Source organism: Microbacterium jejuense (assembly GCF_039544225.1).
Lineage (GTDB): Bacteria > Actinomycetota > Actinomycetes > Actinomycetales > Microbacteriaceae > Microbacterium > Microbacterium jejuense.
This window is the reverse complement of record NZ_BAABLG010000003.1, coordinates 65,080-88,790: the sequence shown is the minus strand read 5'-3', so window position 1 is coordinate 88,790 and position 23,711 is coordinate 65,080. Positions and strand designations below refer to the sequence as shown.

Here is a 23,711-nt window from a genome sequence, read left to right as displayed (position 1 = left end):
CGTGCCACACGACGACGGGGACCACGACGGACGCCGGCTCGCCGAGCGCTACTTCGTCGAGGTGGTGCGGCCGCTCGTCGCGGCACGCTGGCCGGGGCTCTCCGTCGCGGCGGGACGCCTCGGCTCCGGATCCGACGTGCTCGGGCTCGACGACGCGACCTCGCGCGACCACGACTGGGGTCTGCGGCTGAGCCTCTTCGTCGACGACGCGATGGTCGACGACGTGGACCGGGCGCTGGCATCCGATCTCCCTGAGACGGCGTTCGGACTGCCGACGCGCTTCCCGTTCACCGGGGAGGACGCCGCCCGCCACCACGTCGAGGTCGCCTCACCGCGCGCGTTCGCCATGGCGCGGCTCGGTCTCGACGCCGGCGAGCCGATGTCGGCGGTGGACTGGCTGTCGGTGAGCGGCCAGGCGGCGCTGGAGATCGTCGCCGGCCCGGTCTTCGCCGACGAGGCGGGCGAGCTCACCCGGATCCGCACGACGCTCCGGTGCTATCCGGACGATGTGCGCCGCCACGTCATCGCCGTGGGGTGGCAGCAGATCGCCGAGGAGCTGCCGCTGCTCGGGCGCGCCGCGCAGGTCGGCGACGACCTCGGTTCGCGCATCATCGCCGGCCGGGTCGCGGCCACCGTCGTGCACCTGGCCTTCGTCATCGCGCGGTCCTGGATGCCCTACGCGAAGTGGAGCGGGACGCTGCTGCGGCGGCTGCCGGGCACCGGCCCGCTCATCGGGGCCCTCGACGCCGCGCTGCGCGCGTCCGACGGCGCGCAGCGCCAGGCCCGGATCTCCGGCGCGCTGGAGGCGCTCCTGGACCTGCAGCGGGCCTCGGGCCTGCCGGCGCCGGCTCCGGCGACCGAGGCGTTCTGGGATCGCCCGTTCCGCCACCCCCGCGCCGAGGTCATCGAGCATCTGCGGGCGGAGATCACGGATGCCGGGGTCCGCGCGCTTGCGCCGACCCGCGGCTGCATCGAGCAGCGGACCGCCGACGTCGCGCTCCTGACGGATCCGGCCGCTCGCCGCGCGATCGCCGCGGCGTGAAGCGCCGAAGGCGCCGACCGGGTAGACTGGTCCGATGCGTCCGCGCGCGGCTTGCGCGCGCCCACAGACATCCCCGAGACCAGGAGGTTCCCATGGCCGGAACGAACCAGGGCATCATCGAGCCCCCCATCGACAGCCTGCTCGAGAAGGTCGACTCGAAGTACCAGCTCGTGATCTTCGCGTCCAAGCGCGCGCGCCAGATCAACGACTACTACTCCGACCTGCACGAGGGGAACCTGTTCGACAACGTCGGCCCGCTCGTCGACTCGACGGTCGAAGACAAGCCGCTGACGATCGCGATGCACGAGATCCACGAGGACAAGCTGCGCCTTCGTCGCGCCGAGTAATCCCGGTTACGACCGATATGCCCCCGAGGACGGCGATGTCCGCTCTCGGGGGCATACTGGTGTCCGCCCCCGCAGCGCCCCCGCCCGCACGGCGCACAGAGCCCCGACAACTGGAGTATCGATGACCGACCTGCGTCTGTTCACGTCCGAATCCGTCACCGAGGGGCACCCCGACAAGATCTGCGACCAGATCTCGGACTCGATCCTCGACGCGATCCTCACGGCCGACCCGAACGGCCGCGTCGCGGTGGAGACGCTCGTGACCACCGGGCTCGTCCACGTGGCCGGCGAGGTGTCGACCTCGGCGTACGTCGAGATCCCGGCGATCGTGCGCGATGTGGTGAACCGCATCGGCTACACGTCGAGCGAGACCGGCTTCGACGGCGACTCCTGCGGCGTGAGCGTGTCGATCGGCGCGCAGTCCTCCGACATCGCGGCCGGCGTCGACAAGGCGTTCGAGCGCCGCGAAGACGGATCTGAAGACCCGCACGATCTGCAGGGCGCCGGCGACCAGGGCATCATGTTCGGCTACGCGACCACCGAGACGCCGCAGCTCATGCCGATGGCCGCCTGGACCGCGCACCGCATGGCCGAGCGTCTCGCCGAGGTGCGTCGCTCGGGCGAGCTGCCGTTCCTGCGCCCCGACGGCAAGACCCAGGTCACGCTCGGCTACGACGGCCACACGCCGCAGACGGTGGACTCCGTCGTGCTGTCGACCCAGCACCACCCCGACATCTCGCAGAAGGCGCTGCGCGCCGCCGTGCGCGCCGAGGTCATCGACCCCGTGCTCGAGTCGACCGGGCTGGACCTGTCGGACGTGAAGTTCTACATCAACCCCGCCGGCCCGTTCGTCATCGGCGGCCCGAAGGGCGACGCCGGGCTCACCGGCCGCAAGATCATCATCGACACCTACGGCGGCGCGTCCCGTCACGGCGGCGGCGCCTTCAGCGGCAAGGACCCGTCGAAGGTCGACCGCTCCGCCGCGTACGCGATGCGCTGGGTCGCGAAGAACGCCGTCGCGGCCGGACTCGCCGACCGCCTCGAGGTGCAGGTCGCCTACGCGATCGGCAAGGCCAAGCCGGTCGGACTGTACGTCGAGACGTTCGGCACCGGCCGGGTCGCCGACGACGTGATCACGCGCGCGATCCTCGACGTGTTCGATCTGCGCCCGAAGGCGATCATCGAGCAGCTCGACCTGCTGCGTCCGATCTATGCGCAGACCGCGGCGTACGGGCACTTCGGCCGCGAGCTGCCCGATTTCACCTGGGAGCGCACCGACCGCGCCGACGCGCTGCGCGCGGCCGCGGGCCTCTGACGCGGGCCGCGTGAGCGCGGTGCCCGACGAAGCGCCGGACGGCACGGATGCCGTGCCCTCGCCGATCCGTCGCCGGCGTGTCGCGCGCGTGCTGCTGGACTCGCCGCTGCCGCAGCTCGACCGGCTCTTCGACTACGAGATCCCGGTCGAACTCGCCGACGAGGCGGTGCCGGGCGTGCGCGTGCGCGTCCCGCTGCGCAGCGCGGGGCGGATGATCGACGGATTCCTTGTCGAGCTGGGCGAACCGGATGCCTCCGACCGGCCGCTCTCGCGACTCGAGGCGGTCGTGTCGCCCATGCCGGTGCTGATGCCCCGCCTGTACGCTCTCGCCCGCAGCGCCGCCGACCGCGCCGCGGGATCCGCCGGCGACATCCTGCGCCTGGCGATCCCCAAGCGCATGGTGAGGGCCGAGAAGGCCTGGCTGGCCGCCGACCCGCCACGGCGGCCGGAGCTTGCGCCCGAGGCGCGCTCGTGGGCCGACGCGGTGCTCGCCGAGTATCCCGGGCTTGCGGACGAGCTCGCGCAGGGCGCCCGCCTCGCCCTCGATGCGCCGCCGCAGCCGACGCGCCTGGCCGACGGCACACCGGTCGGCGCGTGGGCGGTGCTGCTCGCCGCCGCCGCCGTGCGGACGCTCGCCGATGGGCGGAGCGCTGTCATCGCGGTGCCCGATCATCGCGACCGCGCCCAGCTCGAGGCCGCGCTGCAGGAATGGATCCCCGCGGACGCGCTGGTGCGTGACGATGCGAAGCAGAGCGGGCCGACGCGTTACACCGCGTTCCTGCGCACCCTGGCCGACGCCCCCTGCGTCGTCATCGGCAACCGCTCCGCCGTGTACGCACCGGTCGCGAACCTGGGCCTCGTGGCGCTGTGGGATGACGGCGACCCGCTGTTCGGCGAACCGCTCAGCCCGGGCGTGCACGCCCGCGACGCGGCCCTGCTCCGACAGGAGCTCGACGGCGGCGCCCTCGTGTTCGCAGGACACACGCGCACGAGCGACGTAGAGCGCCTCGTCGGCGTCGGCTGGGTGCGCGACCTCCCGGCGACCCGTCGGCGCAGCCCGCGGGTCGTGCTCACCGCCCACCGCGAGGGGGAGTCGCGGGCGGCGCGCGTGCCGTCGGCGGCGTTCGCCGCCGCCCGCGAGGCGCTGACCCAGGGGCCGGTGCTGGTGCAGGTGTCACGCCCCGGGTACGCCCCCGTGCTGGTGTGTGCGAGCTGCCGGCACCCCGCACGCTGCGTGCACTGCGGCGGTCCGCTGCATGCGGCACGTCACGGCGCCGTCCCGGCCTGCACGTGGTGCGGGCGCTCGGCCAACGCGTGGAAGTGCCCGGAGTGCTCCTCGACCATGCTGCGCATGGCCTCGTCCGGCAGCGAGCGGACGGCGGACGAGCTCGGTCGCGCGTTCCCCGGCACACGGGTCGTCGTCGCCGACGGCGACCATCCCGTCGTGTCCGTCGACGAGCGTCCGGCCCTCGTCGTCGCCACGCGGGGCGCGGAGCCGCTCGCGATCGGCGGCTATCGGGCCGTGATCCTGCTGGACGGCGACAAGATGCTGATGGCCGACGATCTGCGCATCGGCGAGTCGTGCCTGCGCTGGTGGTCCAACGCGGCCGCGCTGGCCGCCCCCGGCGCTCCGGTGCACCTGGTCGGCGTCGGCGGGGAGGTCGCCCGTGCGCTCGCAACGTGGACGCAGGCCGGCTACGCGCGATCGGAGCTCGCCGATCGCGCACCGCTGCGCATGCCTCCGACGGTGCGGGTCGCCGCGGTGGACGGCCCCCGACGATCGGTGGATGCCGCACTCGCGGAGCTGCGCCGCGCGGTCCCCGAGCTGAGCGCAGAGGCCGTGCTCGGCCCCCTGGCCCATGGGGAGGGCGTCCGCGCGCTCGTGCGCTTCGAGTACGGGCTGGGCGCCCGCGTCACAGAGAATCTGCGCGCCTCGGTCGTGAGCCAGGCCGTCAAGGGCCGCCGCCCGGCGAAGGGACGGCCCGCGGGTACCGCCAATACACTGAGGGTGCGGGTCGACGTGCCCGATCTCGATCTCTGAACACCTCGAACGCCACGGATCTGGAGCCTCATGCGCCTCGTCTTCGCCGGCACTCCTGCGCCGGCGGTCCCGTCATTGCGTCGGCTTGCGGCATCCACTCACGACATCGCCGCGGTGATCACGCGCCGTGACGCGCCGCTGGGACGCAAGCGCGTGCTCACCCCGTCGCCGGTCGCCGCCGCGGCGGCCGAGCTCGGCCTCCCGGTCATCAAGGCGGACCGCCTGGACGCCGATGCGACGGCCGAGATCACCGCCCTGCAGCCTGACCTGGGCGTCATCGTCGCCTACGGCGGCCTCGTCCGCGAGCCGCTGCTCTCGACGCCGGCGCACGGCTGGATCAACCTGCACTTCTCGCTGCTGCCGCGCTGGCGCGGCGCCGCTCCGGTCCAGCATGCGCTGATCGCGGGGGATGCCGCGACCGGCGCGAGCGTGTTCCAGCTGGTCGCAGAGCTCGACGCCGGGGACGTGTTCGCCGAGTTCGCGAGGGACGTGCCCGCCGACGCGACAGCGGGCGACCTGCTGGCCGCGCTCGCGGACGACGGCGCGGACCTGCTGGCCGACGTCGTCGACGCGATCGCCGCGGGCTCCGCCGTCGCACGCCCGCAGGAGGGCGAGCCGACGTACGCGGGCAAGCTCGGCGACGAGGACGGCCGGGTCCGCTGGAACGAGCCGGCGTCCGCCGTGCTCGGCCGCATCCGGGGCGTCACCCCGGAGCCCGGCGCCCACACGACGGTCGACGGCGCGCGCATGAAGGTGCTCGCCGTCTCGGCTGCACCCGAGGACGCCCCTGTCCTCGCGCCCGGGGAGCTCACCCTGCACGCCAAGCGGGTGCTGGTGGGGACGGCATCGACACCGATCGCCCTCGACACCGTGCAGCCGGCCGGCAAGGCGGCGATGCGCGCCGCGGACTGGTGGCGAGGTCTGCGCGACACCCCGGTGGCCGGATCATGAGCCGCACCGTCGCCGCGCGACGCATCGCGTACGAGACGCTCAGGGCCGTCCACGAGTCCGACGCCTACGCCAACCTGCTGCTTCCGACCGCGATCTCCCGGGCGGAGCTGTCGCCCGCGGATGCGGCGCTGACCACGGAGCTCACCTACGGCACGCTGCGCCGACAAGGCACCTACGACGCCGTCATCGCGATCGCCGCCGACCGCCCCGTGGCGAGCATCGACCCCGCGGTGCTGGATGCGCTCCGGCTGGGCGTGCACCAGCTGCTGTCGACGCGGGTCGCCTCGCACGCCGCCGTCAACGAGTCGGTGGAGCTCGCACGCGCTGCCGGCGGGAGAGGTGCCGCCGGCTTCGCGAACGCCGTGCTGCGCCGTGTCTCGCGCGACACCCCCGGCGACTGGATGACGCACGTGGCCGCGAGCGCGCGGTCCGACGACGAGCAGCTCGGCCTGCTGTTCTCGCACCCGGTGTGGGTTGTGCGGGCGTTCCGGCGCGCGCTGGCCGCCGAGGGGCGCGCCGACGAGCTCGAGGCGCTGCTGACGGCCGACAACGCGTCGCCGCGCGTGACCATGGCGGCGCTGCCGGGACTCGCCGAGGCCCCCGATGACGCACGTCGCACCCCGTTCTCGCCGATCGGGTTCCGCCTCGGCGGGGGAGACCCCGACCAGACGGTGCGCGGCTCGGGCGGCAGGATCCGCGTGCAGGACGAGGGGTCGCAGCTGGCGGCGCTCGCACTGACGCGCGCCCTGCCGGTCGCCGAGGGGGAGCGCTGGCTCGACCTGTGCGCGGGACCCGGCGGCAAGACGGCGGTGCTCGCGGCCGAGGCGCTCGCACACGGCGCCCGGCTCGAGGCGAACGAGATCTCGCCCGCGCGCGCCGGCCTCGTGCGCCAGGCGATCGCCGGGGTGCCGCTGGACGTGCCGGTGTCGGAGGAGGACGGCCGCGCGCGTGCTGAGTCCGCTCCGCAGACCTACGACCGCATCCTCGTCGATGCGCCGTGCACGGGGCTGGGTGCGCTGCGCAGGCGGCCCGAGGCCCGGTGGCGCAAGTCGCCGGGCGATGTGCCGGCGCTCACGACTCTGCAGCGCGAACTGCTCACCTCAGCGGTGTCGGCGCTCAAGCCCGGCGGCGTCGTGGCCTACGTGACGTGCTCGCCGCACCTGGCCGAGACCTCGGCGGTCGTGTCCGACATCCGTCGCGAGTGGGGCGAAGCGCTCCACGAGATCTCGGCCCGCGACGTCATCACGCAGCTGTCGGACGCAGACCCCGGCCTTCCGCCGCAGGCCGACGGCAGCGGGCGGGCGCAGCTGTGGCCGCACCGTCACAACACCGACGGCATGTCGATCTCGCTGCTGCGACGCGTCTGAACCGCGCGCCGCAAGAGCTCACTCGAGCAGCGCGAACCCGCGAGGCATCAGCGCGAACTCTGCGCGCAGCGCCACGAGGGCCTCGTGATGGGTACGGCCGAGGTCGCGCGCGTCGACGGTGATCACGGCGCCCGGCGGCAGCGCGTCGGCGAACTCGCGGAGCACCGCGACCACCCGCTCGGTGCCCGCCAGCCCGAGTTCGCCCGAAAGCCGCAGCACGCGGCCGTGATCGGTGTCCTCGACGGTGAACGCGGGGACGGCCACGCTGTCGTGGGGTTCGAGCAGGTGCATGCCGAATCGCTGCGACAGCGTCTCGATGACGGCGATGCCGCGCACGGAGTTGCCATGGGCGTCGAGCCGCGGACTGAACGCGGCGACGCCGAACTGCGAGGGTGCGACCGCGAGCAGCCCGCCGCTGACCCCGCTCTTGGCAGGAAGCCCCACCCGCAGCAGCCACTCGCCCGAGTAGTCGTACATGCCGCAGCTCGTCATGATCGACAGCACGTCGCGGGCGACGTGCTCCGCCACGACGCGATCACCGGTCACCGGGTTGACGCCTCCGAATGCGAGCGTCGATGCCATGACGGCGAGGTCCCGGGCGGTGACCAGCAGCGAGCACTGCCGGAAGTAGGTCTCCACGGCGGTGTCGACGGAGCCGTCGATGATGCCGTACGAGCGGAGGAGGTGCGCGAGGGCACGGTTGCGGTCGCCGGTCGCGGACTCGGACGCGTACACCTGCTCGTCGACCCACAGCGAGCGGCCTGCGAACGCCGACAGGCCCTCGACGATGCGGGCCGTGCGGTCGTCCACCCCCTCGCCGGGGATGAGCGCGGAGGTGGCGATCGCGCCCGCGTTGACCATCGGATTGGCCGGTCGTCCGGTACCGGACTCGAGGCTGATGGCGTTGAACGGCTCGCCGCTCGGCTCGGCGCCGACCTTGCGCAGCACGGCATCCCGCCCGCGGTCGACCAGCGCCAGCGCCAGCACGAACGGCTTCGAGATCGACTGGATGGTGAACTCGTGCTCGGTGTCGCCCACGGCGCGCACGCGCCCGTGCGGCCCGACCGCAGCCATGGCGAGCCGGTCCGGGTCGGCGTCAGCGAGTTCCGGGATGTACCCGGCTGTCGCACCGTCGTCCCGCGGCCGGACGTCTTCGAGCACCTGGTGCAGCAGCGCCGTGATCGGATCCACGGCTCGACCATAATGGACGCGTGCTCCCGACCTCCGAGACCGGCCGCGACGACGGCATCCGCATCAACCCCAGCATCCTGGCGGCCGACTTCGCGAACATGCAGGCGGATCTCGCGCGCATCGCGACAGCGGACTTCGTGCACGTGGACGTCATGGACAACCACTTCGTCCCGAACCTGACGTTCGGACTTCAGATGGTCGAGCGTGTGCAGGCCACGAGTCCGGTGCCGCTGGACGTGCACCTCATGATCACGAACCCCGACCGCTGGGCACCCGGGTACGCCGAGCTCGGCGCCGCGTCGGTGACGTTCCACCTCGAAGCTGCCACCGAGCCTGTCGCGCTCGCCCGGCGTCTGCGTGACATCGGCGCGCGCGCGGGCGTGGCCGTCAAGCCCGCGACGCCCGTCGAGGGGCTGTTCGATCTGCTCGACGACTTCGATCAGATCCTGGTGATGACCGTCGAACCCGGCTTCGGCGGCCAGTCGTTCATGCCCGAGACGATGCCCAAGCTCCGTCGCCTGGCCGACGAGGCGCGCCGACGGGGGTCGTCGGTGTGGCTGCAGGTCGACGGCGGCATCGGCGAGTCGACGATCGCGCTGGCCGCAGAGGCGGGGGCCGATACGTTCGTCGCCGGCTCCGCCGTCTTCGGGGCGGCCGACCCCGCGAACGCGATCGCCGGGCTGCGCGCCGCGGCCGCACACGCCCACGCGCACTGACGCCGACGTCACGCGGCGCCTCGGCGCCGCGTGGTTCGATACCCTGGAACCGTGAAGACGTTCGATGCCCTGTTCGCCGAGCTGACCGCCAAGGCGGCCGAGCGCCCCGAAGGATCGGGGACCGTCGCAGAGCTGGACGCCGGTGTGCACACGATCGGCAAGAAGATCGTCGAAGAGGCCGCCGAGGTGTGGATGGCCGCCGAGTACGAGTCGACGGATGCCGCGGCCGAAGAGATCTCGCAGCTGCTCTACCACCTGCAGGTGCTGATGCTCGCGAAGGGTCTGAGCCTCGAGGATGTCTACCGACATCTCTGAGCTCCGCTCCGACCCCTCTCATCCCCACATCTAAGGATCCGCGAATGCTGCGCATCGCCGTGCCGAACAAGGGATCGCTGGCCGAGACCGCCGCTGAGATGCTCGCCGAGGCGGGCTACACCGGTCGCCGCGACCCGAAAGACCTCCACGTCATCGACCCCGCCAACGAGGTCGAGTTCTTCTACCTCCGCCCGAAAGACATCGCGACCTACGTCGGGTCGGGTGCGCTCGACGTCGGCATCACCGGTCGCGACCTGCTGCTGGACGCCCGGATGCCGGGCGCCCGTGAGATCGAGAAGCTCGGGTTCGCGGCATCCACCTTCCGCTTCGCCGCCCCTGCCGGCCGGTTCACCGGCGTCGGAGACCTGCAGGGCGTGCGCATCGCGACGTCGTACCCGGGTCTCGTCGACGGATTCCTCGACGAGCACGGCGTCGCCGCCGATCTGGTGCCGCTGGACGGCGCCGTGGAGTCGGCCGTCGAGCTGGGCGTCGCCGACGCGATCGCCGACGTCGTCGAGACCGGCACGACGCTGCGTCAGGCCGGCCTCGAGGTGTTCGGGCCCGTGATCCTCAAATCGGAGGCGGTGCTGATCGGCGCCCCGACCGAGGCGGAGGGCACCGAGACGCTGTTGCGGCGTCTTCGCGGCGTCATGGTCGCCCGTCGCTACGTCATGGTCGACTACGACCTGCCGGCGGATCTGGTCGACCGGGCCGTCGAGATCGCACCGGGCGTCGAGTCGCCCACGATCTCGCCGCTGCGCGACCCGGAATGGGTGGCTGTGCGGGTCATGGTCGCCCGCACGGGCGTCAACCAGGTGATGGACGCGCTGTACGCGATCGGCGCCCGCGCGATCCTCGTCACCGCGATCCACAACGCGAGGCTCTGATGTCGCTCGTCTGCCGTGTGATCCCGTGCCTGGACGTCGCCGCCGGACGCGTCGTCAAGGGCGTCAACTTCGAGAACCTGCGCGACATGGGCGACCCCGTCGAACTCGCGCGCGAGTACTTCCGCCAGGGCGCCGACGAGATCACCTTCCTCGATGTGACCGCGACCGTCGACGAGCGCTCCACGACGTACGACGTCGTGCGGCGCACCGCCGAAGAGGTCTTCATCCCGCTCACCGTCGGCGGGGGAGTCCGCAGCGCGGACGACGTGGCCCGGCTGCTGGCGGTGGGTGCCGACAAGATCGGCGTCAACTCGGCGGCGATCGCACGGCCGCCGCTGCTCGACGAGATCGCCGACCGCTTCGGCGCCCAGGTGCTCGTGCTGTCGCTCGACGTCAAGCGGTCGCCGGACACGGCATCCGGCTTCGTCGTCACGACCCACGGGGGCCGCACCGAGACCGAGCTCGACGCGCTGGAGTGGGCCCGTGAGGCCATCGAACGCGGCGCCGGCGAGCTGCTGGTCAACTCCATCGACGCCGACGGCACGAAGGAGGGCTTCGACCTGGAGCTCGTGAGCCTCATGCGCGAGGTGTCGAGCGTTCCGGTGATCGCCTCGGGCGGCGCCGGCGCGGCGGCGGACTTCGGCCCCGCGATCGAGGCCGGCGCGGACGCCGTGCTTGCGGCATCCGTCTTCCACTCCGGCCAGCTGACGGTGGGCGACGTCAAGCGCGCCCTGCTCGCCGACGGCATCCCGGTGCGGGAGGTCGCGGCATGAGCGAGACGCTCGACGAGCGCATCGCGCGCGTGAGGTTCAACGGCGACGGCCTGGTCGCCGCGATCATCCAGCAGTGGGACTCCCGCGAGGTGCTCATGCTGGGATGGATGGATGCCGAGGCCCTGCGCCGCACGCTGACCCAGGGCCGTGTGACCTTCTGGTCGCGATCCCGGCAGGAGTACTGGCGCAAGGGCGACACCTCGGGCCACATCCAGCTCGTGCGCGGTGCGAGCCTCGACTGCGACGGCGACACGATCCTCGTCGAGGTGGAGCAGGTCGGCGCCGCCTGCCACACCGGCACCCGCACGTGCTTCGACGGCCGCGACCTCGAGGCCGCGCGCGGCCCGGAGCTGCCCGCGTGATGCGGCGCGCACGGCTGCTGTCGGTCGTCGTGATCGTCCTGTGCGGCGCGATCGGCGTGATCTCGTCCACCCAGACGTGGCTTACCGTCGAGCTCGCCGACGGCGCGCATCACACGCTCGAGGTGCCCGGCGCCTCGGCGGTGCCCGTCCTCGCCCCGCTGAGCCTCGCCGTGCTCGCGCTCGGCGCCGCCCTGTCGATCGTGGGGCTCGTGCTGCGCTACCTGTTCGGCGCCCTCGCGATCCTCATCGGCGGGACGCTGATCTGGCTCACGGCACGCGTCGTGTTCGAGCATCCCGTCTCGGCTGTCGCATCCGTCGTGACGGAGTCCACCGGGATCGCCGGCGAGAAGTCGGTGGCGCAGCTCATCGCGACCATCACCGCCTCGGGCTGGCCCGCCGTGACCCTCGTGGTGTGGGCGGTGCTCATCGTCGCCGGCGTGTTCGTGCTCGCCACCGCGCGCGCCTGGGCCGGCACGGGTCGCCGGTACCGCACCGAGGACGCCGCGAAGTCCGCCACACCGGCGGGACCGCGCCCCCATGACGCCGCCGGATCGCACGCCATCGACGACTGGGACGACCTGTCGCGTGGCGAGGACCCGACGGCCTAGACCGCTAGACTGGCGGAATCCCGCCCGGCTTCACGAGGAGACTTCCATGAGCAACAACATCGGCGACCCCGGCCACGGACACTCGCCCGCCGCCTGGACGGCCGTCGTGATCATGCTCGTGGCCGTCGCCCTCGGCACACTGTTCTACTTCCTCGACATGCCCGTGCTGGTGTGGGCGTCGGCGGGCCTGCTGATCGTCGGCGCGATCGTCGGCTGGATCATGGCCAAGGCCGGCTACGGCGTCAACGGCTCGAAGTACGTCGCGAAAGAGCACTGAGCGTGCTCGCCGACCTGACGGCCGGCGCGGTGGAGGATGCCGAGGCGCGCGCCTCGGTGCGGCCCCTGGCGGCCGTCGAGGCCGCAGCCCTCGCACAGCGCCCGGCATTGGACGCCCTCGCCGCGCTCGCTCCCGCCGACCGCGTCAAGATCATCGCCGAGGTCAAGCGCGCGAGCCCCTCGCGCGGCGACCTGGCCGACATCCCCGACCCCGCGCTGCAGGCCGGTCGCTATGAAGAGGGCGGCGCGTCCGCCATCTCGGTGCTCACCGAGGGCCGCCGCTTCAAGGGCAGCATCGCCGACCTCGAGGCCGTGAAGGCGGCGGTCTCGCTCCCGGTGCTGCGCAAGGACTTCATCGCCACCGAGTACCAGGTGCTCGAAGCCCGGGCCTCGGGCGCGGACCTGGTGCTGCTGATCGTCGCCGCGCTCGAGCAGGACGTGCTCGAGCGTCTGCACACCATGGTGCGCGAGCTCGGCATGACGCCGCTCGTCGAGACGCACTCCGCCGAAGAGGTCGACCGTGCCGTCGACATCGACGCGAAGCTGATCGGCGTGAACGCGCGCGATCTGTCGACCTTCCAGCTCGACCGCGACCTGTTCGGCCGCCTGGCCGGGCGCATCCCGGCCGACGCCGTGAAGATCGCCGAATCGGCGGTCCTCGCCCCGGCCGATGTCGCCCACTACCGGGCAGCCGGCGCCGACGTCGTCCTGATCGGCGAGGCGCTCGTCACGGGCGATCCCGTATCCACCCTGCGCGCATTCCTGGAGGCCGGCGCATGAGTCTTCGTGAGGCATCCGGACCCTTCTTCGGAGAGTTCGGCGGCCGGTACATGCCGGAGTCGCTCATCGCGGCGATCGACGAGCTGACCGCGGAGTACGAGGCCGCCAAGGCCGACCCCGCGTTCCAGGCCGAGTTCGTGCGGCTGCTGAACTCGTACGCCGGCCGCCCGTCGCCGATCACCGAGGTGCCCCGGTTCGCCGAGCATGCCGGCGGCGCGCGCGTGTTCCTCAAGCGCGAGGACCTGAACCACACCGGCTCGCACAAGATCAACAACGTGCTGGGCCAGGCGCTGCTCACCCAGCGCCTCGGCAAGACCCGCGTGATCGCCGAGACCGGCGCGGGTCAGCACGGCGTCGCCACGGCCACCGCGGCCGCGCTGTTCGGCTTCGAGTGCACGATCTACATGGGCGAGGTCGACACCGAGCGGCAGGCGCTCAACGTCGCACGCATGCGCCTGCTCGGCGCCGAGGTCGTGCCCGTGAAGACCGGGTCGCGCACGCTGAAGGACGCCATCAACGACGCGTACCGCGACTGGGTCGCCAGCGTCGAGACGACGAACTACATCTTCGGCACCGCGGCGGGGCCGCATCCCTTCCCGGCGATGGTCCGCGACTTCCAGAAGGTCATCTCCGAAGAGGCGCGCGCCCAGCTTCTCGACGAGGCCGGCCGCCTTCCCGACGCCGTGCTCGCGTGCGTCGGGGGCGGCTCCAACGCGATCGGCATGTTCGACGCGTTCCTCGACGACGAGGCCGTCAGGCTCTACGGCGTCGAGGCGGCCGGCGACGGCGTCGACACTCCGCGGCACGCGGCATCCATCGAACGCGGCCGGCCCGGCGTGCTGCACGGCGCGAAGACCTTCGTGCTGCAGGACGAGGACGGCCAGACCATCGAGTCGCACTCGATCTCGGCCGGGCTCGACTATCCGGGTGTCGGCCCCGAGCACTCGTGGCTCGCGTCGATCGGCCGTGCCGAGTACATCCCGGCGACCGACGACGAGGCCATGCAGGCACTGCGCCTGCTGTCGCAGACCGAGGGCATCATCCCCGCCATCGAGTCGGCGCACGCCCTGGCCGGCGCGCTGCGCATCGGCCGCGAGCTCGGCCCGGACGCGATCCTCGCCGTGTGCCTCTCCGGCCGCGGCGACAAGGACATGGACACCGCCGCCCGCTACTTCGGGCTCTACGACGAGGAGTCGGGCGCATGAGCGCGCACGGTGGCGCTTCACGGGTCGGCGCGGCGATCGAGGCCGCCCACGCCGACGGACGCGGGGCGTTCGTCGGGTACCTGCCGATCGGATACCCCGACCTGCAGACCAGCATCGACGCCGCGGTGACGCTCGCCGAGAACGGCGCCGACATCCTCGAGCTGGGCCCGCCGTACTCCGATCCCGTCATGGACGGCACGGTCATCCAGGAGGCGACGCAGACCGCTCTGGCGGCCGGCTTCCGCCTGCGCGACACCTTCACGGCCGTGCGCGAGATCACCCGCCGCGTCGACGTCCCCGTGCTCGTGATGACGTACTGGAACCCTGTGCTGCAATACGGCGTCGACCGGTACGCCGACGACCTGCTCGCCGCGGGCGGCGCGGGCCTCATCACACCCGACATCACGCCCGAGGCGGCCGCCGAGTGGATCGCCGCGAGCGCGCGCACCGGCCTCGACCGCGTGTTCCTGGCGGCGCCGACCTCGACCGACGAGCGCCTCGACCTCATCGTGCGCAACTCCACCGGGTTCGTGTACACGGTCTCGACCATGGGGATCACGGGGGAGCGCGCCGAACTGGATGCCGCGGCCCGCACGCTCGCGGCGCGGCTGCGCGCCCACGGGGCCGAGCATGCCTGCGTCGGCATCGGCATATCGAACGCCGAGCAGGTGGCCGGAGTGCTGGAGTACGCGGACGGTGCGATCGTCGGGACCGCGCTGGTCCGGGCGCTCCGCGACGGGGGTCTCGACGGCCTCGCCGAGACCGCTCGCGCCCTCGCCGCAGGCACAGCCCGCCGCGCGAACTAGACTTCTCAGGTCGGCGCCCGGCGCCGGCATCCCACGCACGGATCCAGCAAGGACACGGTTCTCCCATGATCAACGCCGCCGCGAGCGTCGTCGCCAGCATCCCGAGCCCGTCGATCAGCTACTTCGACATCGGCCCCCTGCGGATCCACATCTACGCGCTGTGCATCATCGCGGGCATCATCGTCGCGGTGCTGTGGACGAACGCCCGCCTCACCAAGCGCGGCGCCGAGCCGTGGGTCGTGATCGACATCGCACTGCTCGCGGTGCCCCTTGCCATCATCTGCGCGCGCATCTACCACGTGCTGACGCACTGGGGCTTCTACTTCGGCGAGGGGGCGAACCCGCTCTCGGCCCTCTACATCTGGGAGGGCGGCATCGCGATCTACGGCGCCCTCATCGGCGGCGCGATCGGTGCGTGGCTCGGCTGCCGCTGGACCGGCATCCGCTTCTGGACCTTCGCCGACGCGCTCGCGCCGGCGCTGCTGCTCGCCCAGGCGATGGGCCGCTTCGGCAACTGGTTCAACCAGGAGCTGTTCGGCTGGCCGACCGACGCGCCGTGGGGCCTGCAGATCGACTACCCGAACCCGGCGTGGCCCGTGGGGCTGCCCGAGGGCACCCTCTTCCAGCCCACCTTCCTGTACGAGGTCATCTGGAACGTCCTGGGCGTCCTGGTCGTCGTCTGGGTCGGGCGCCGCTTCCGGCTGCAGTGGGGCCGCCTGTTCGCCGTGTACCTGGTCTGGTACAGCGCCGGACGCATCGTGTGGGAATCGATCCGCATCGACCCGAGCGAGATCATCCTCGGGCTGCGCAGCAACGTGTGGGCCGCGATCTTCGGGGTGGTCCTCGGCATCGTGATCTTCTTCGTGCAGAAGCGCCGCCACCCGGGCCTGGAGCCGTCGCCCTATGTGTCCGGCCGCGAGTGGACCGCCGGACAGGCTGTACAATCGCAGAACACCGACGACTTCGTCGACGTCAGCGAACCCCAGACGTCCGAGGCCGAAGGGGCTACCGCCACAAGCACTCCTGCCAGCAAATAACGAGCGCTCGATCGCCCGATCGAGCGCCCTAGGGCCGACGTCGTCCCATCTTGACTATCAACGTGAGGACGGTAGGTATGGCTTCGAGCCCCCGTCACGGCGCCTCTGAGCAGGCGCCGACCCCCGCTTCGTCCGGCCGGGCCGGATTCCCGAGCAAGCAGGGGATGTACAACCCCGCCTTCGAGAAGGATGCGTGCGGCCTGGCAATGGTCGCCACGCTCCGCGGCGAGGCCGGCCACGACATCATCGATCTGGCGCTGACGGCGCTGCGCAACCTCGAGCACCGCGGGGCGATCGGCTCCGACGCCGGCACCGGCGACGGCGCGGGGATCCTGACGCAGATGCCCGACGCGTTCCTGCGCGCCGTCGTCGGATTCGAGCTGCCCCCGGTCGGGGAGTACGCGGCGGGCATGGCCTTCCTGCCCCGCGACGCCGACGAGCGCGCCGCCCAGAAGGCCGGGATCGAGCGCATCGCGGCATCCGAGAACCTCACGGTCCTCGGCTGGCGTGACGTGCCCACCGTCGACGACAACCTCGGCAAGCTCGCGTTCGAGGCGCGCCCGGTGTTCGAGCAGCTGTTCGTGTCGCATCCCGCCGCCGACGGCACCCCCGCACTGTCGGGGATCGCCCTCGACCGCCGCGCCTACCGCCTGCGCACGCGGGCCCGCAACGACCTCGACGCGTACTTCGTGTCGCTGTCGGCGCGGACGCTCGGCTACAAGGGCATGGTCACGACGCTGCAGCTCGAGCCGTTCTACCCCGACCTGCAGGACGAGCGCTTCGCCTCGGAGCTCGCCGTCGTGCACTCGCGCTACTCGACCAACACCTTCCCGTCGTGGCCGCTCGCGCAGCCGCTGCGCATGCTCGCGCACAACGGCGAGATCAACACCGTCGGCGGCAACCGCAACTGGATGCGCGCCCGCCAGTCGCAGCTCCAGTCCGAGCTGCTCGGCGACATCCAGCCGCTGCTGCCGATCTGCACCGAGGGCGCCAGCGACTCGGCCTCGTTCGACGAGGTCCTCGAGCTCCTGACGCTCACCGGGCGCAGCCTGCCGCACGCGATCATGATGATGGTGCCCGAGGCCTACGAGAAGCAGGCCGACATCAGCCCCGAGCTGCGGGACTTCTACGACTACCACTCGATGCAGATGGAGCCGTGGGACGGACCGGCGGCCCTCATCTTCACCGACGGCACGTCGGTCGGCGCGACGCTCGACCGCAACGGCCTGCGCCCGGGCCGTTGGACCGAGACCACCGACGGACTCGTCGTGATCGGCAGCGAGACCGGCGTGCTCGACTTCGAGCCCGCGCGCATCAAGCGCCGCGGTCGTCTGCGCCCGGGTCGCATGTTCCTCGTCGACACCGCTCAGCGGCGCATCATCGAGGACGAAGAGATCAAGCAGCAGCTGGCGACCCAGCAGCCCTGGGGGCTGTGGATGCGTCAGCGCCTGCAGCTGTCGGAGCTGCCCGAGCGCGAGCACATCGTGCATCCCATCGCCTCGATCACGCGCCGTCAGCGCACGTTCGGGTACACCGAGGAAGAGGTCAAGATCCTCCTCACCCCGATGGGTCAGACGGGCGCCGAACCGCTCGGCGCCATGGGCAGCGACACGCCCGTCGCGGTGCTCAGCGAGCGTCCGCGCCTGCTGTTCGACTACTTCACGCAGCAGTTCGCGCAGGTCACGAACCCGCCGCTGGACTCGATCCGCGAAGAGGTCGTGACGAGTCTGCGCACGGGCATCGGCCCCGAGCGCAATCTGCTCGCGTCGGGCCCCGACCACGCGCGACAGATCACGATCGACTTCCCGGTGCTCGACAACGACGAGCTCGCGAAGATCCAGAACATCGAGCGGACGATGCCCGGCCGCCGCGCTGTCACGATCCGCGGCCTGTACCACTTCGACGCCGGCCCCGGCACCATGAAGGCCCGCATCGACGAGATGTGCGAAGAGGTCGACGCGGCGATCGCGGACGGCGCGGAGTTCATCATCCTGTCCGACCGCGACTCGAACAAGGACCTCGTCCCGATCCCGTCGCTGCTCATGGTCTCGGCCGTTCACCACCACCTCATCCGGCAGCAGAACCGCATGAAGGTCGGACTGCTCGTCGAAGCGGGCGACGTCCGCGAGGTGCACCACGTCGCGACGCTCCTCGGCTACGGCGCGTCGGCGGTCAACCCGTACCTCGCGATGGAGACCGTCGAGTACCTGGTGCGCTCGGGCTTCATCACCGGCATCACGCCCGAGAAGGCCGTCCGCAACGTGATCTACGCGCTCGGCAAGGGCGTGCTGAAGATCATGTCGAAGATGGGCATCTCGACGGTGTCGTCGTACACGGGGGCGCAGGTCTTCGAGGCGATCGGCCTGTCGCAGGAGTTCGTCGACGCGTACTTCACCGGCACCGAGTCCAAGCTCGGCGGCATCGGCATCGAAGAGGTCGCCGCCGAGAACCAGGCGCGTCACGACTTCGCCTACCCCGAGGATGCGGCAGTCCGAGCCCACGAGCGGCTCTGGACCGGCGGCGAGTACCAGTGGCGGCGGGACGGTGCGCCGCACCTGTTCAACCCCGACACGGTGTTCCGCCTGCAGCACTCCACGCGCACGCGCCGCTACGACATCTTCCGCGAGTACACGAAGCTGGTCGACGACCAGGCGAACGAGCTGAAGACGCTGCGCGGCCTGTTCGCGCTCAGGACCGAGGAGCGCACGCCGGTCCCGATCGACGAGGTCGAACCCGTGTCGTCGATCGTCAAGCGCTTCTCGACCGGTGCGATGAGCTACGGCTCGATCTCGCGCGAGGCGCACGAGACGCTGGCGATCGCCATGAACCGCATCGGCGGCAAGTCGAACACCGGCGAGGGCGGCGAGGACGTCGAGCGCCTGCTCGACCCCGAGCGGCGCAGCGCGATCAAGCAGGTCGCGTCGGGCCGGTTCGGCGTCACGAGCCTCTACCTCACCCAGGCCGACGACATCCAGATCAAGCTCGCGCAGGGCGCCAAGCCCGGCGAAGGCGGTCAGCTGCCGCCGACGAAGGTGTACCCGTGGATCGCGCGCACGCGCGGCGGCACGGCCGGCGTGGGTCTCATCTCGCCGCCGCCGCACCACGACATCTACTCGATCGAGGACCTCAAGCAGCTGATCTTCGACCTGAAGCGCGCGAACCCCGGCGCCCGGGTCCACGTGAAGCTCGTGAGCCAGTCCGGCATCGGCGCGGTCGCCGCCGGCACCGCGAAGGCGCTGGCCGACGTCATCCTGGTCTCGGGCCACGACGGCGGGACGGGCGCCAGCCCGCTCAACTCGCTCAAGCACGCCGGCACGCCGTGGGAGCTGGGCCTCGCCGAGACGCAGCAGACGCTCATGCTCAACGGCATGCGCGATCGCGTGGTGGTGCAGGCCGACGGTCAGCTCAAGACCGGCCGCGACGTCATCATCGCCGCGCTGCTGGGCGCAGAGGAGTACGGCTTCGCCACGACGGCTCTCGTCGTGGAGGGCTGCATCATGATGCGGGTCTGCCACCTCGACACGTGCCCGGTGGGCGTTGCCACGCAGAACCCCGTGCTGCGTGCGCGGTTCTCGGGCAAGCCCGAGTTCGTCGTCAACTTCATGGAGTTCATCGCCGAAGAGGTGCGCGAGTACCTCGCCGAACTGGGCTTCCGCACGCTCGACGAGGCGATCGGCCGCAGCGACCTGCTCGATGTCGACGGTGCGGTCCGGCACTGGAAGGCGAGCGGTCTCGACCTGACTCCCGTCCTGCAGGGCCCGCAGTTCGCCGAGGACGAGCCCCGGCGAAACACGACGGCGCAGCTGCACGAACTCGAGGAGCACTTCGACGTCGGCCTGCTCGAACGCGCACAGGACGTCATCGCGAACGGCGGGCACGTCACGATCGACCTTCCGATCCGCAACACCGAGCGCGCCGTGGGCACCCTGCTGGGGCACCACGTCACGAAGGCGCGCGGCGAGAACGGCCTGCCGTCGGGAAGCATCGTCGTGAATCTCACCGGCTCGGCGGGCCAGTCCTTCGGCGCGTTCATGCCGGCAGGCATCACGCTGCGCCTCGAGGGCGACTCGAACGACTACGTCGGCAAGGGGCTCTCGGGCGGTCAGATCGTCGTGCGCCCGCCGCGCGGTGCGACCTTCGACGCGTCGAAGAACGTGATCGCGGGCAACGTCATCGGCTACGGCGCGACGCAGGGCACCATGTTCCTGCGCGGTGTCGTGGGGGAGCGGTTCTTCGTCCGCAACTCCGGTGCGACAGCGGTGGTCGAGGGCGTGGGCGACCACGCGCTCGAGTACATGACGGGCGGTCTCGCCGTGATCCTCGGCGCGACCGGCCGCAACCTCGGCGCCGGCATGTCGGGCGGCATGGCGTACATCCACCGCCTCGACAGCAAGCTCGTCAACCGCGAGGCGCTGGCCTCGGGCGAGCTCGAACTCGGCGCGCTCGGAGCGGGCGACGCCGAGATCCTGCGCGACCTGCTGGTCCAGCATGTCGCCGAGACCGAATCGACCCTCGCCCAGGCTCTCCTCGACGACTTCGAGGCCGAGCTGGCGAACTTCGTCCGGGTCCTGCCGCGCGACTACGCCGCGGTGCTGCAGACCCGCCAGGAGGCCGTCGCCGAGGGGCTCGACCCCGACGGCGACGTCGTCTGGAACCGCATCCTGGAGGTGACGGGTGGCTGACCCGAAGGGCTTTCTGAAGGTCACCGAGCGAGAGCTGCCCGCGCGGCGGCCGGTGCCGGTGCGCATCATGGACTGGAAAGAGGTCTATGAGCCGGGCGACAACGCGGTGCTGCGCCGGCAGGCGGGGCGCTGCATGGACTGCGGCGTGCCGTTCTGTCACAAGGGCTGCCCGCTGGGCAACCTGATCCCGGAGTGGAACGACCTCACGTGGCGCGGCGAGGGCCGTGCCGCGAGCGAGCGGCTCCACGCGACGAACAACTTCCCGGAGTTCACCGGGCGGCTGTGCCCGGCGCCGTGCGAGAGCGCGTGCGTGCTCGGCATCAACCAGCCCGCCGTGACCATCAAGCAGGTCGAAGTGTCGATCGCCGACGAGGCGTTCGCGAACGGCTGGATCGAACCGGAGCCCCCGGGGCGCCTGACCGGCAAGACCGTCGCCGTCGTCGGCTCGGGTCCTGCGGGCCTCGCCGCCGCCCAGCAGCTCACCCGCGCCGGCCACACCGTCGCCGTGTTCGAGCGCGACGACCGCATCGGCGGACTGCTGCGCTACGGCATCCCGGACTTCAAGATGGAGAAGAAGCACCTCGAGGCGCGGCTTCGCCAGATGCAGGACGAGGGCACGCGCTTCCGCGCCGGCGTCGAGATCGGCAAGGACATCACGTGGGCCGACCTGCGTGCGCGCTACGACGCCGTCGTGGTCGCGACAGGGTCGACGATCCCGCGCGACCTGCCGATCCCGGGCCGTGACCTGGCCGGCGTGCACTTCGCGATGGAGTACCTCGTCGAGTCGAACAAGGCCGTCGCGGGCGACGCGGTGCCCAACCAGATCACCGCCGAGGGCAAGCACGTCGTGGTCATCGGCGGCGGCGACACCGGCGCCGACTGCATCGGCACCGCCCACCGTCACGGCGCACTGAGCGTCACGAACCTCGCGATCGGCGTCCGCCCCCCGGGCGAGCGTCCGGAGCACCAGCCGTGGCCGATGGACCCGACGGTGTTCGAGATCTCGTCCGCGCACGAAGAGGGCGGCGACCGCGCCTACCTCGCATCGACCGTCGAGTTCCTCGCGAACGACGCGGGCGAGGTGCGCGCGCTGCGCGTGGCCGAGACCGAGTTCGTCGACGGCCGCCGCGTTCCCAAGAGCGGCACCGAGCGCGAGATCCCCGCGGACCTCGTGCTGATCGCCATGGGCTTCACCGGCCCCGAGCACGCTCTCCTGGAGGAGCAGCTCGGCGCCCGGTTCACCGAGCGGGGCAACGTGCGCCGCGAGGACGACTACCAGACGACCGCCCCGGGCGTGTTCGTGGCCGGCGATGCCGGTCGCGGGCAGTCGCTCATCGTGTGGGCGATCGCCGAGGGCCGAGCGGTCGCCGCGAGCGTCGACCGCTTCCTGATGGGCGAGACCGAGCTGCCCGAGCCGGTCCGCCCGACTGATATCGCCATCGGCCTGCAGCCCGCGTAGGCTGGCCGAGGCACTCGCCAATTCACCCAACCCGGAGAAACCACGGATGAGACGCGCCAAGATCGTCGCCACCCTGGGTCCCGCCACTTCGACGTATGAGATGGTCCGCGCGATCATCGACGCCGGTGTGGACGTGGCCCGATTCAACCTGAGCCACGGGGACTACTCGGTCCACGACAACAACTTCGCCAACGTGCGCAAGGCCGCCGACGACGCCGGGCGTGCCGTCGCGATCCTCGTCGACCTGCAGGGTCCGAAGATCCGCCTCGGCAAGTTCGAGAACGGCCCGCACGAGCTCGCCGTCGGCGACATCTTCAAGATCACCACCGAAGACATCCTCGGCACGAAAGAGATCGTCGGCACGACCTTCAAGGGCCTGCCGCACGACGTCAAGCCGGGCGACTTCCTCCTGATCGACGACGGCAAGGTGCGCGTCGAGGTCGTCGAGACCGACGGCACCGTCGTCACCACCAAGGTGATCGTGGCCGGCCCCGTCTCGAACAACAAGGGCATCAACCTGCCCGGCGTCGCGGTGAACGTCCCCGCGCTGTCCGAGAAGGATGAGGCCGACCTGCGTTGGGGCCTGCGTGCCGGCGCCGACATCATCGCGCTGTCGTTCGTGCGCGACGCGAAGGACGTGCAGCGCGTCCACGTGATCATGGCCGAAGAGGGGCGTCACGTCCCCGTCATCGCCAAGATCGAGAAGCCGCAGGCCGTCGACAACCTCGAAGAGATCATCGACGCGTTCGACGGCATCATGGTCGCCCGCGGCGACCTGGGCGTGGAGCTGCCGCTGGAGGCGGTCCCGATCGTGCAGAAGCGCGCGGTCGAGCTGTGCCGCCGCATGGCCAAGCCCGTCATCGTCGCGACCCAGATGCTCGAGACGATGATCGAGAACCCGGTCCCCACGCGCGCCGAGACGAGCGACGTCGCCAACGCCGTCCTCGACGGCGCGGACGCGGTCATGCTCTCGGGCGAGACCAGCGTCGGCAAGTACCCGGTGACGGTCGTCGAGACGATGGCCCGCATCGTGGCCTCGACCGAGGAGCACGGCCTGGAGCGCATCCAGCCGCTCACGACCAAGCCCCGCACGCAGGGCGGCGCGATCACGCTCGCGGCCATGGAGGTCGCCGAGTTCGTCGACGCGAAGTACCTCTGCATCTTCACCGAGTCGGGTGACACGGCGCGCCGCATGTCGCGCCTGCGCCCGCGCATCCCCATGATCGGGTTCGCGCCCGAGCCGGCGATCCGCCGTCGCATGGCGCTGACCTGGGGCGTGCAGTCGACCCTCGTCGAACACGTCGCGCACACCGACCTGATGTTCATCCAGGTCGACGACTACCTGCTGTCGAACGACCTCGCGAAGGTCGGCGACAAGGTCGTCGTGATCTCGGGATCCCCTCCCGGGATCATCGGCTCCACCAACGACATCCGCATCCACAAGGTGGGCGATGCGGTGCACGGCAAGGCGCCGATCTACCAGACACGCAACTGATCCTCACCGGATCCCGCGAACGGGCTGCCGCGACCACTAATGTGATCGCGACAGCC

At 71.5% G+C, this 23,711-nt stretch carries 21 protein-coding genes; 20 read left to right on the top strand and 1 reads right to left on the bottom strand.

What is annotated here, in order from left to right:
- The first annotated feature begins 1 nt into the window (after nt 1).
- The 6 genes from ABEA46_RS04680 to ABEA46_RS04655 all read left to right on the top strand — a co-directional run bounded on the left by ABEA46_RS04680 (nt 2) and on the right by ABEA46_RS04655 (nt 7,063).
- Complete coding sequence (locus ABEA46_RS04680) at nt 2–1,042, top strand: DUF4037 domain-containing protein (RefSeq protein ID WP_345543206.1); 1,041 nt, start codon at nt 2–4, stop codon at nt 1,040–1,042.
- 92 nt (nt 1,043–1,134) lie between these two features.
- On the top strand, nt 1,135–1,389 hold the full coding sequence (gene rpoZ, locus ABEA46_RS04675) for a DNA-directed RNA polymerase subunit omega (RefSeq protein ID WP_018170775.1): 255 nt from the start codon (nt 1,135–1,137) through the stop codon (nt 1,387–1,389).
- A gap of 121 nt (nt 1,390–1,510) precedes the next feature.
- The gene (gene metK, locus ABEA46_RS04670; protein ID WP_345543204.1) at nt 1,511–2,704 is read left to right on the top strand and encodes a methionine adenosyltransferase; all 1,194 of its coding nucleotides are present in this window, start codon (nt 1,511–1,513) and stop codon (nt 2,702–2,704) included.
- Between the two features lie 19 nt (nt 2,705–2,723).
- The gene (locus ABEA46_RS04665; protein ID WP_345543790.1) at nt 2,724–4,745 is read left to right on the top strand and encodes a primosomal protein N' family DNA-binding protein; all 2,022 of its coding nucleotides are present in this window, start codon (nt 2,724–2,726) and stop codon (nt 4,743–4,745) included.
- A 30-nt stretch (nt 4,746–4,775) separates the two neighbouring features.
- The gene (fmt, locus tag ABEA46_RS04660; protein ID WP_345543203.1) at nt 4,776–5,696 is read left to right on the top strand and encodes a methionyl-tRNA formyltransferase; all 921 of its coding nucleotides are present in this window, start codon (nt 4,776–4,778) and stop codon (nt 5,694–5,696) included.
- Nucleotides 5,693–7,063, top strand: coding sequence for an RsmB/NOP family class I SAM-dependent RNA methyltransferase (locus ABEA46_RS04655; RefSeq protein WP_345543202.1), 1,371 nt, complete (start codon nt 5,693–5,695; stop codon nt 7,061–7,063). Before fmt ends, ABEA46_RS04655 begins: the two co-directional genes overlap by 4 nt.
- A gap of 18 nt (nt 7,064–7,081) precedes the next feature.
- Here ABEA46_RS04655 and glsA read toward each other — a convergent pair whose 3' ends face one another.
- Entirely contained in the window at nt 7,082–8,254 is a 1,173-nt protein-coding gene (glsA, locus tag ABEA46_RS04650; RefSeq protein ID WP_345543201.1) for a glutaminase A, read from the bottom strand.
- A 20-nt stretch (nt 8,255–8,274) separates the two neighbouring features.
- Between glsA and rpe the strand changes: the two genes are divergently transcribed.
- From rpe to pyk, 14 genes are all read left to right on the top strand, one after another.
- Complete coding sequence (rpe, locus tag ABEA46_RS04645; RefSeq protein WP_345543200.1) at nt 8,275–8,970, top strand: ribulose-phosphate 3-epimerase; 696 nt, start codon at nt 8,275–8,277, stop codon at nt 8,968–8,970.
- Between the two features lie 51 nt (nt 8,971–9,021).
- A complete protein-coding gene (locus ABEA46_RS04640; protein ID WP_026305444.1) occupies nt 9,022–9,285 on the top strand; it encodes a phosphoribosyl-ATP diphosphatase in 264 nt (87 codons plus the stop codon).
- A 44-nt stretch (nt 9,286–9,329) separates the two neighbouring features.
- A complete protein-coding gene (gene hisG, locus ABEA46_RS04635) occupies nt 9,330–10,172 on the top strand; it encodes an ATP phosphoribosyltransferase (RefSeq protein ID WP_345543199.1) in 843 nt (280 codons plus the stop codon).
- Nucleotides 10,172–10,945: an imidazole glycerol phosphate synthase subunit HisF gene (gene hisF, locus ABEA46_RS04630; RefSeq protein ID WP_345543198.1), complete on the top strand. Its 774-nt coding sequence runs from the start codon at nt 10,172–10,174 to the stop codon at nt 10,943–10,945. Before hisG ends, hisF begins: the two co-directional genes overlap by 1 nt.
- Entirely contained in the window at nt 10,942–11,307 is a 366-nt protein-coding gene (gene hisI, locus ABEA46_RS04625; RefSeq protein ID WP_345543197.1) for a phosphoribosyl-AMP cyclohydrolase, read from the top strand. The genes hisF and hisI overlap by 4 nt, the downstream gene beginning before the upstream one ends.
- Entirely contained in the window at nt 11,307–11,915 is a 609-nt protein-coding gene (locus ABEA46_RS04620; RefSeq protein ID WP_345543789.1) for a Trp biosynthesis-associated membrane protein, read from the top strand. Before hisI ends, ABEA46_RS04620 begins: the two co-directional genes overlap by 1 nt.
- A 46-nt stretch (nt 11,916–11,961) precedes the next feature.
- The gene (locus ABEA46_RS04615; RefSeq protein ID WP_345543196.1) at nt 11,962–12,192 is read left to right on the top strand and encodes a DUF6704 family protein; all 231 of its coding nucleotides are present in this window, start codon (nt 11,962–11,964) and stop codon (nt 12,190–12,192) included.
- A 2-nt stretch (nt 12,193–12,194) separates the two neighbouring features.
- Nucleotides 12,195–12,971 (top strand): indole-3-glycerol phosphate synthase TrpC, encoded by a 777-nt coding sequence (trpC, locus tag ABEA46_RS04610; protein WP_345543195.1) that lies wholly within the window; start codon nt 12,195–12,197, stop codon nt 12,969–12,971.
- Nucleotides 12,968–14,176, top strand: coding sequence for a tryptophan synthase subunit beta (trpB, locus tag ABEA46_RS04605; protein ID WP_345543194.1), 1,209 nt, complete (start codon nt 12,968–12,970; stop codon nt 14,174–14,176). The genes trpC and trpB overlap by 4 nt, the downstream gene beginning before the upstream one ends.
- Nucleotides 14,173–14,982 (top strand): tryptophan synthase subunit alpha, encoded by an 810-nt coding sequence (trpA, locus tag ABEA46_RS04600; protein ID WP_345543193.1) that lies wholly within the window; start codon nt 14,173–14,175, stop codon nt 14,980–14,982. Before trpB ends, trpA begins: the two co-directional genes overlap by 4 nt.
- A 65-nt stretch (nt 14,983–15,047) precedes the next feature.
- The gene (gene lgt / locus ABEA46_RS04595; protein ID WP_345543192.1) at nt 15,048–16,019 is read left to right on the top strand and encodes a prolipoprotein diacylglyceryl transferase; all 972 of its coding nucleotides are present in this window, start codon (nt 15,048–15,050) and stop codon (nt 16,017–16,019) included.
- 77 nt (nt 16,020–16,096) lie between these two features.
- Nucleotides 16,097–20,701, top strand: coding sequence for a glutamate synthase large subunit (gene gltB / locus ABEA46_RS04590; RefSeq protein ID WP_425563158.1), 4,605 nt, complete (start codon nt 16,097–16,099; stop codon nt 20,699–20,701).
- Nucleotides 20,694–22,160, top strand: coding sequence for a glutamate synthase subunit beta (locus ABEA46_RS04585; protein WP_345543191.1), 1,467 nt, complete (start codon nt 20,694–20,696; stop codon nt 22,158–22,160). The genes gltB and ABEA46_RS04585 overlap by 8 nt, the downstream gene beginning before the upstream one ends.
- Nucleotides 22,161–22,206: 46 nt before the next feature.
- A complete protein-coding gene (gene pyk, locus ABEA46_RS04580; protein ID WP_345543190.1) occupies nt 22,207–23,655 on the top strand; it encodes a pyruvate kinase in 1,449 nt (482 codons plus the stop codon).
- Nucleotides 23,656–23,711 lie beyond the last annotated feature (56 nt).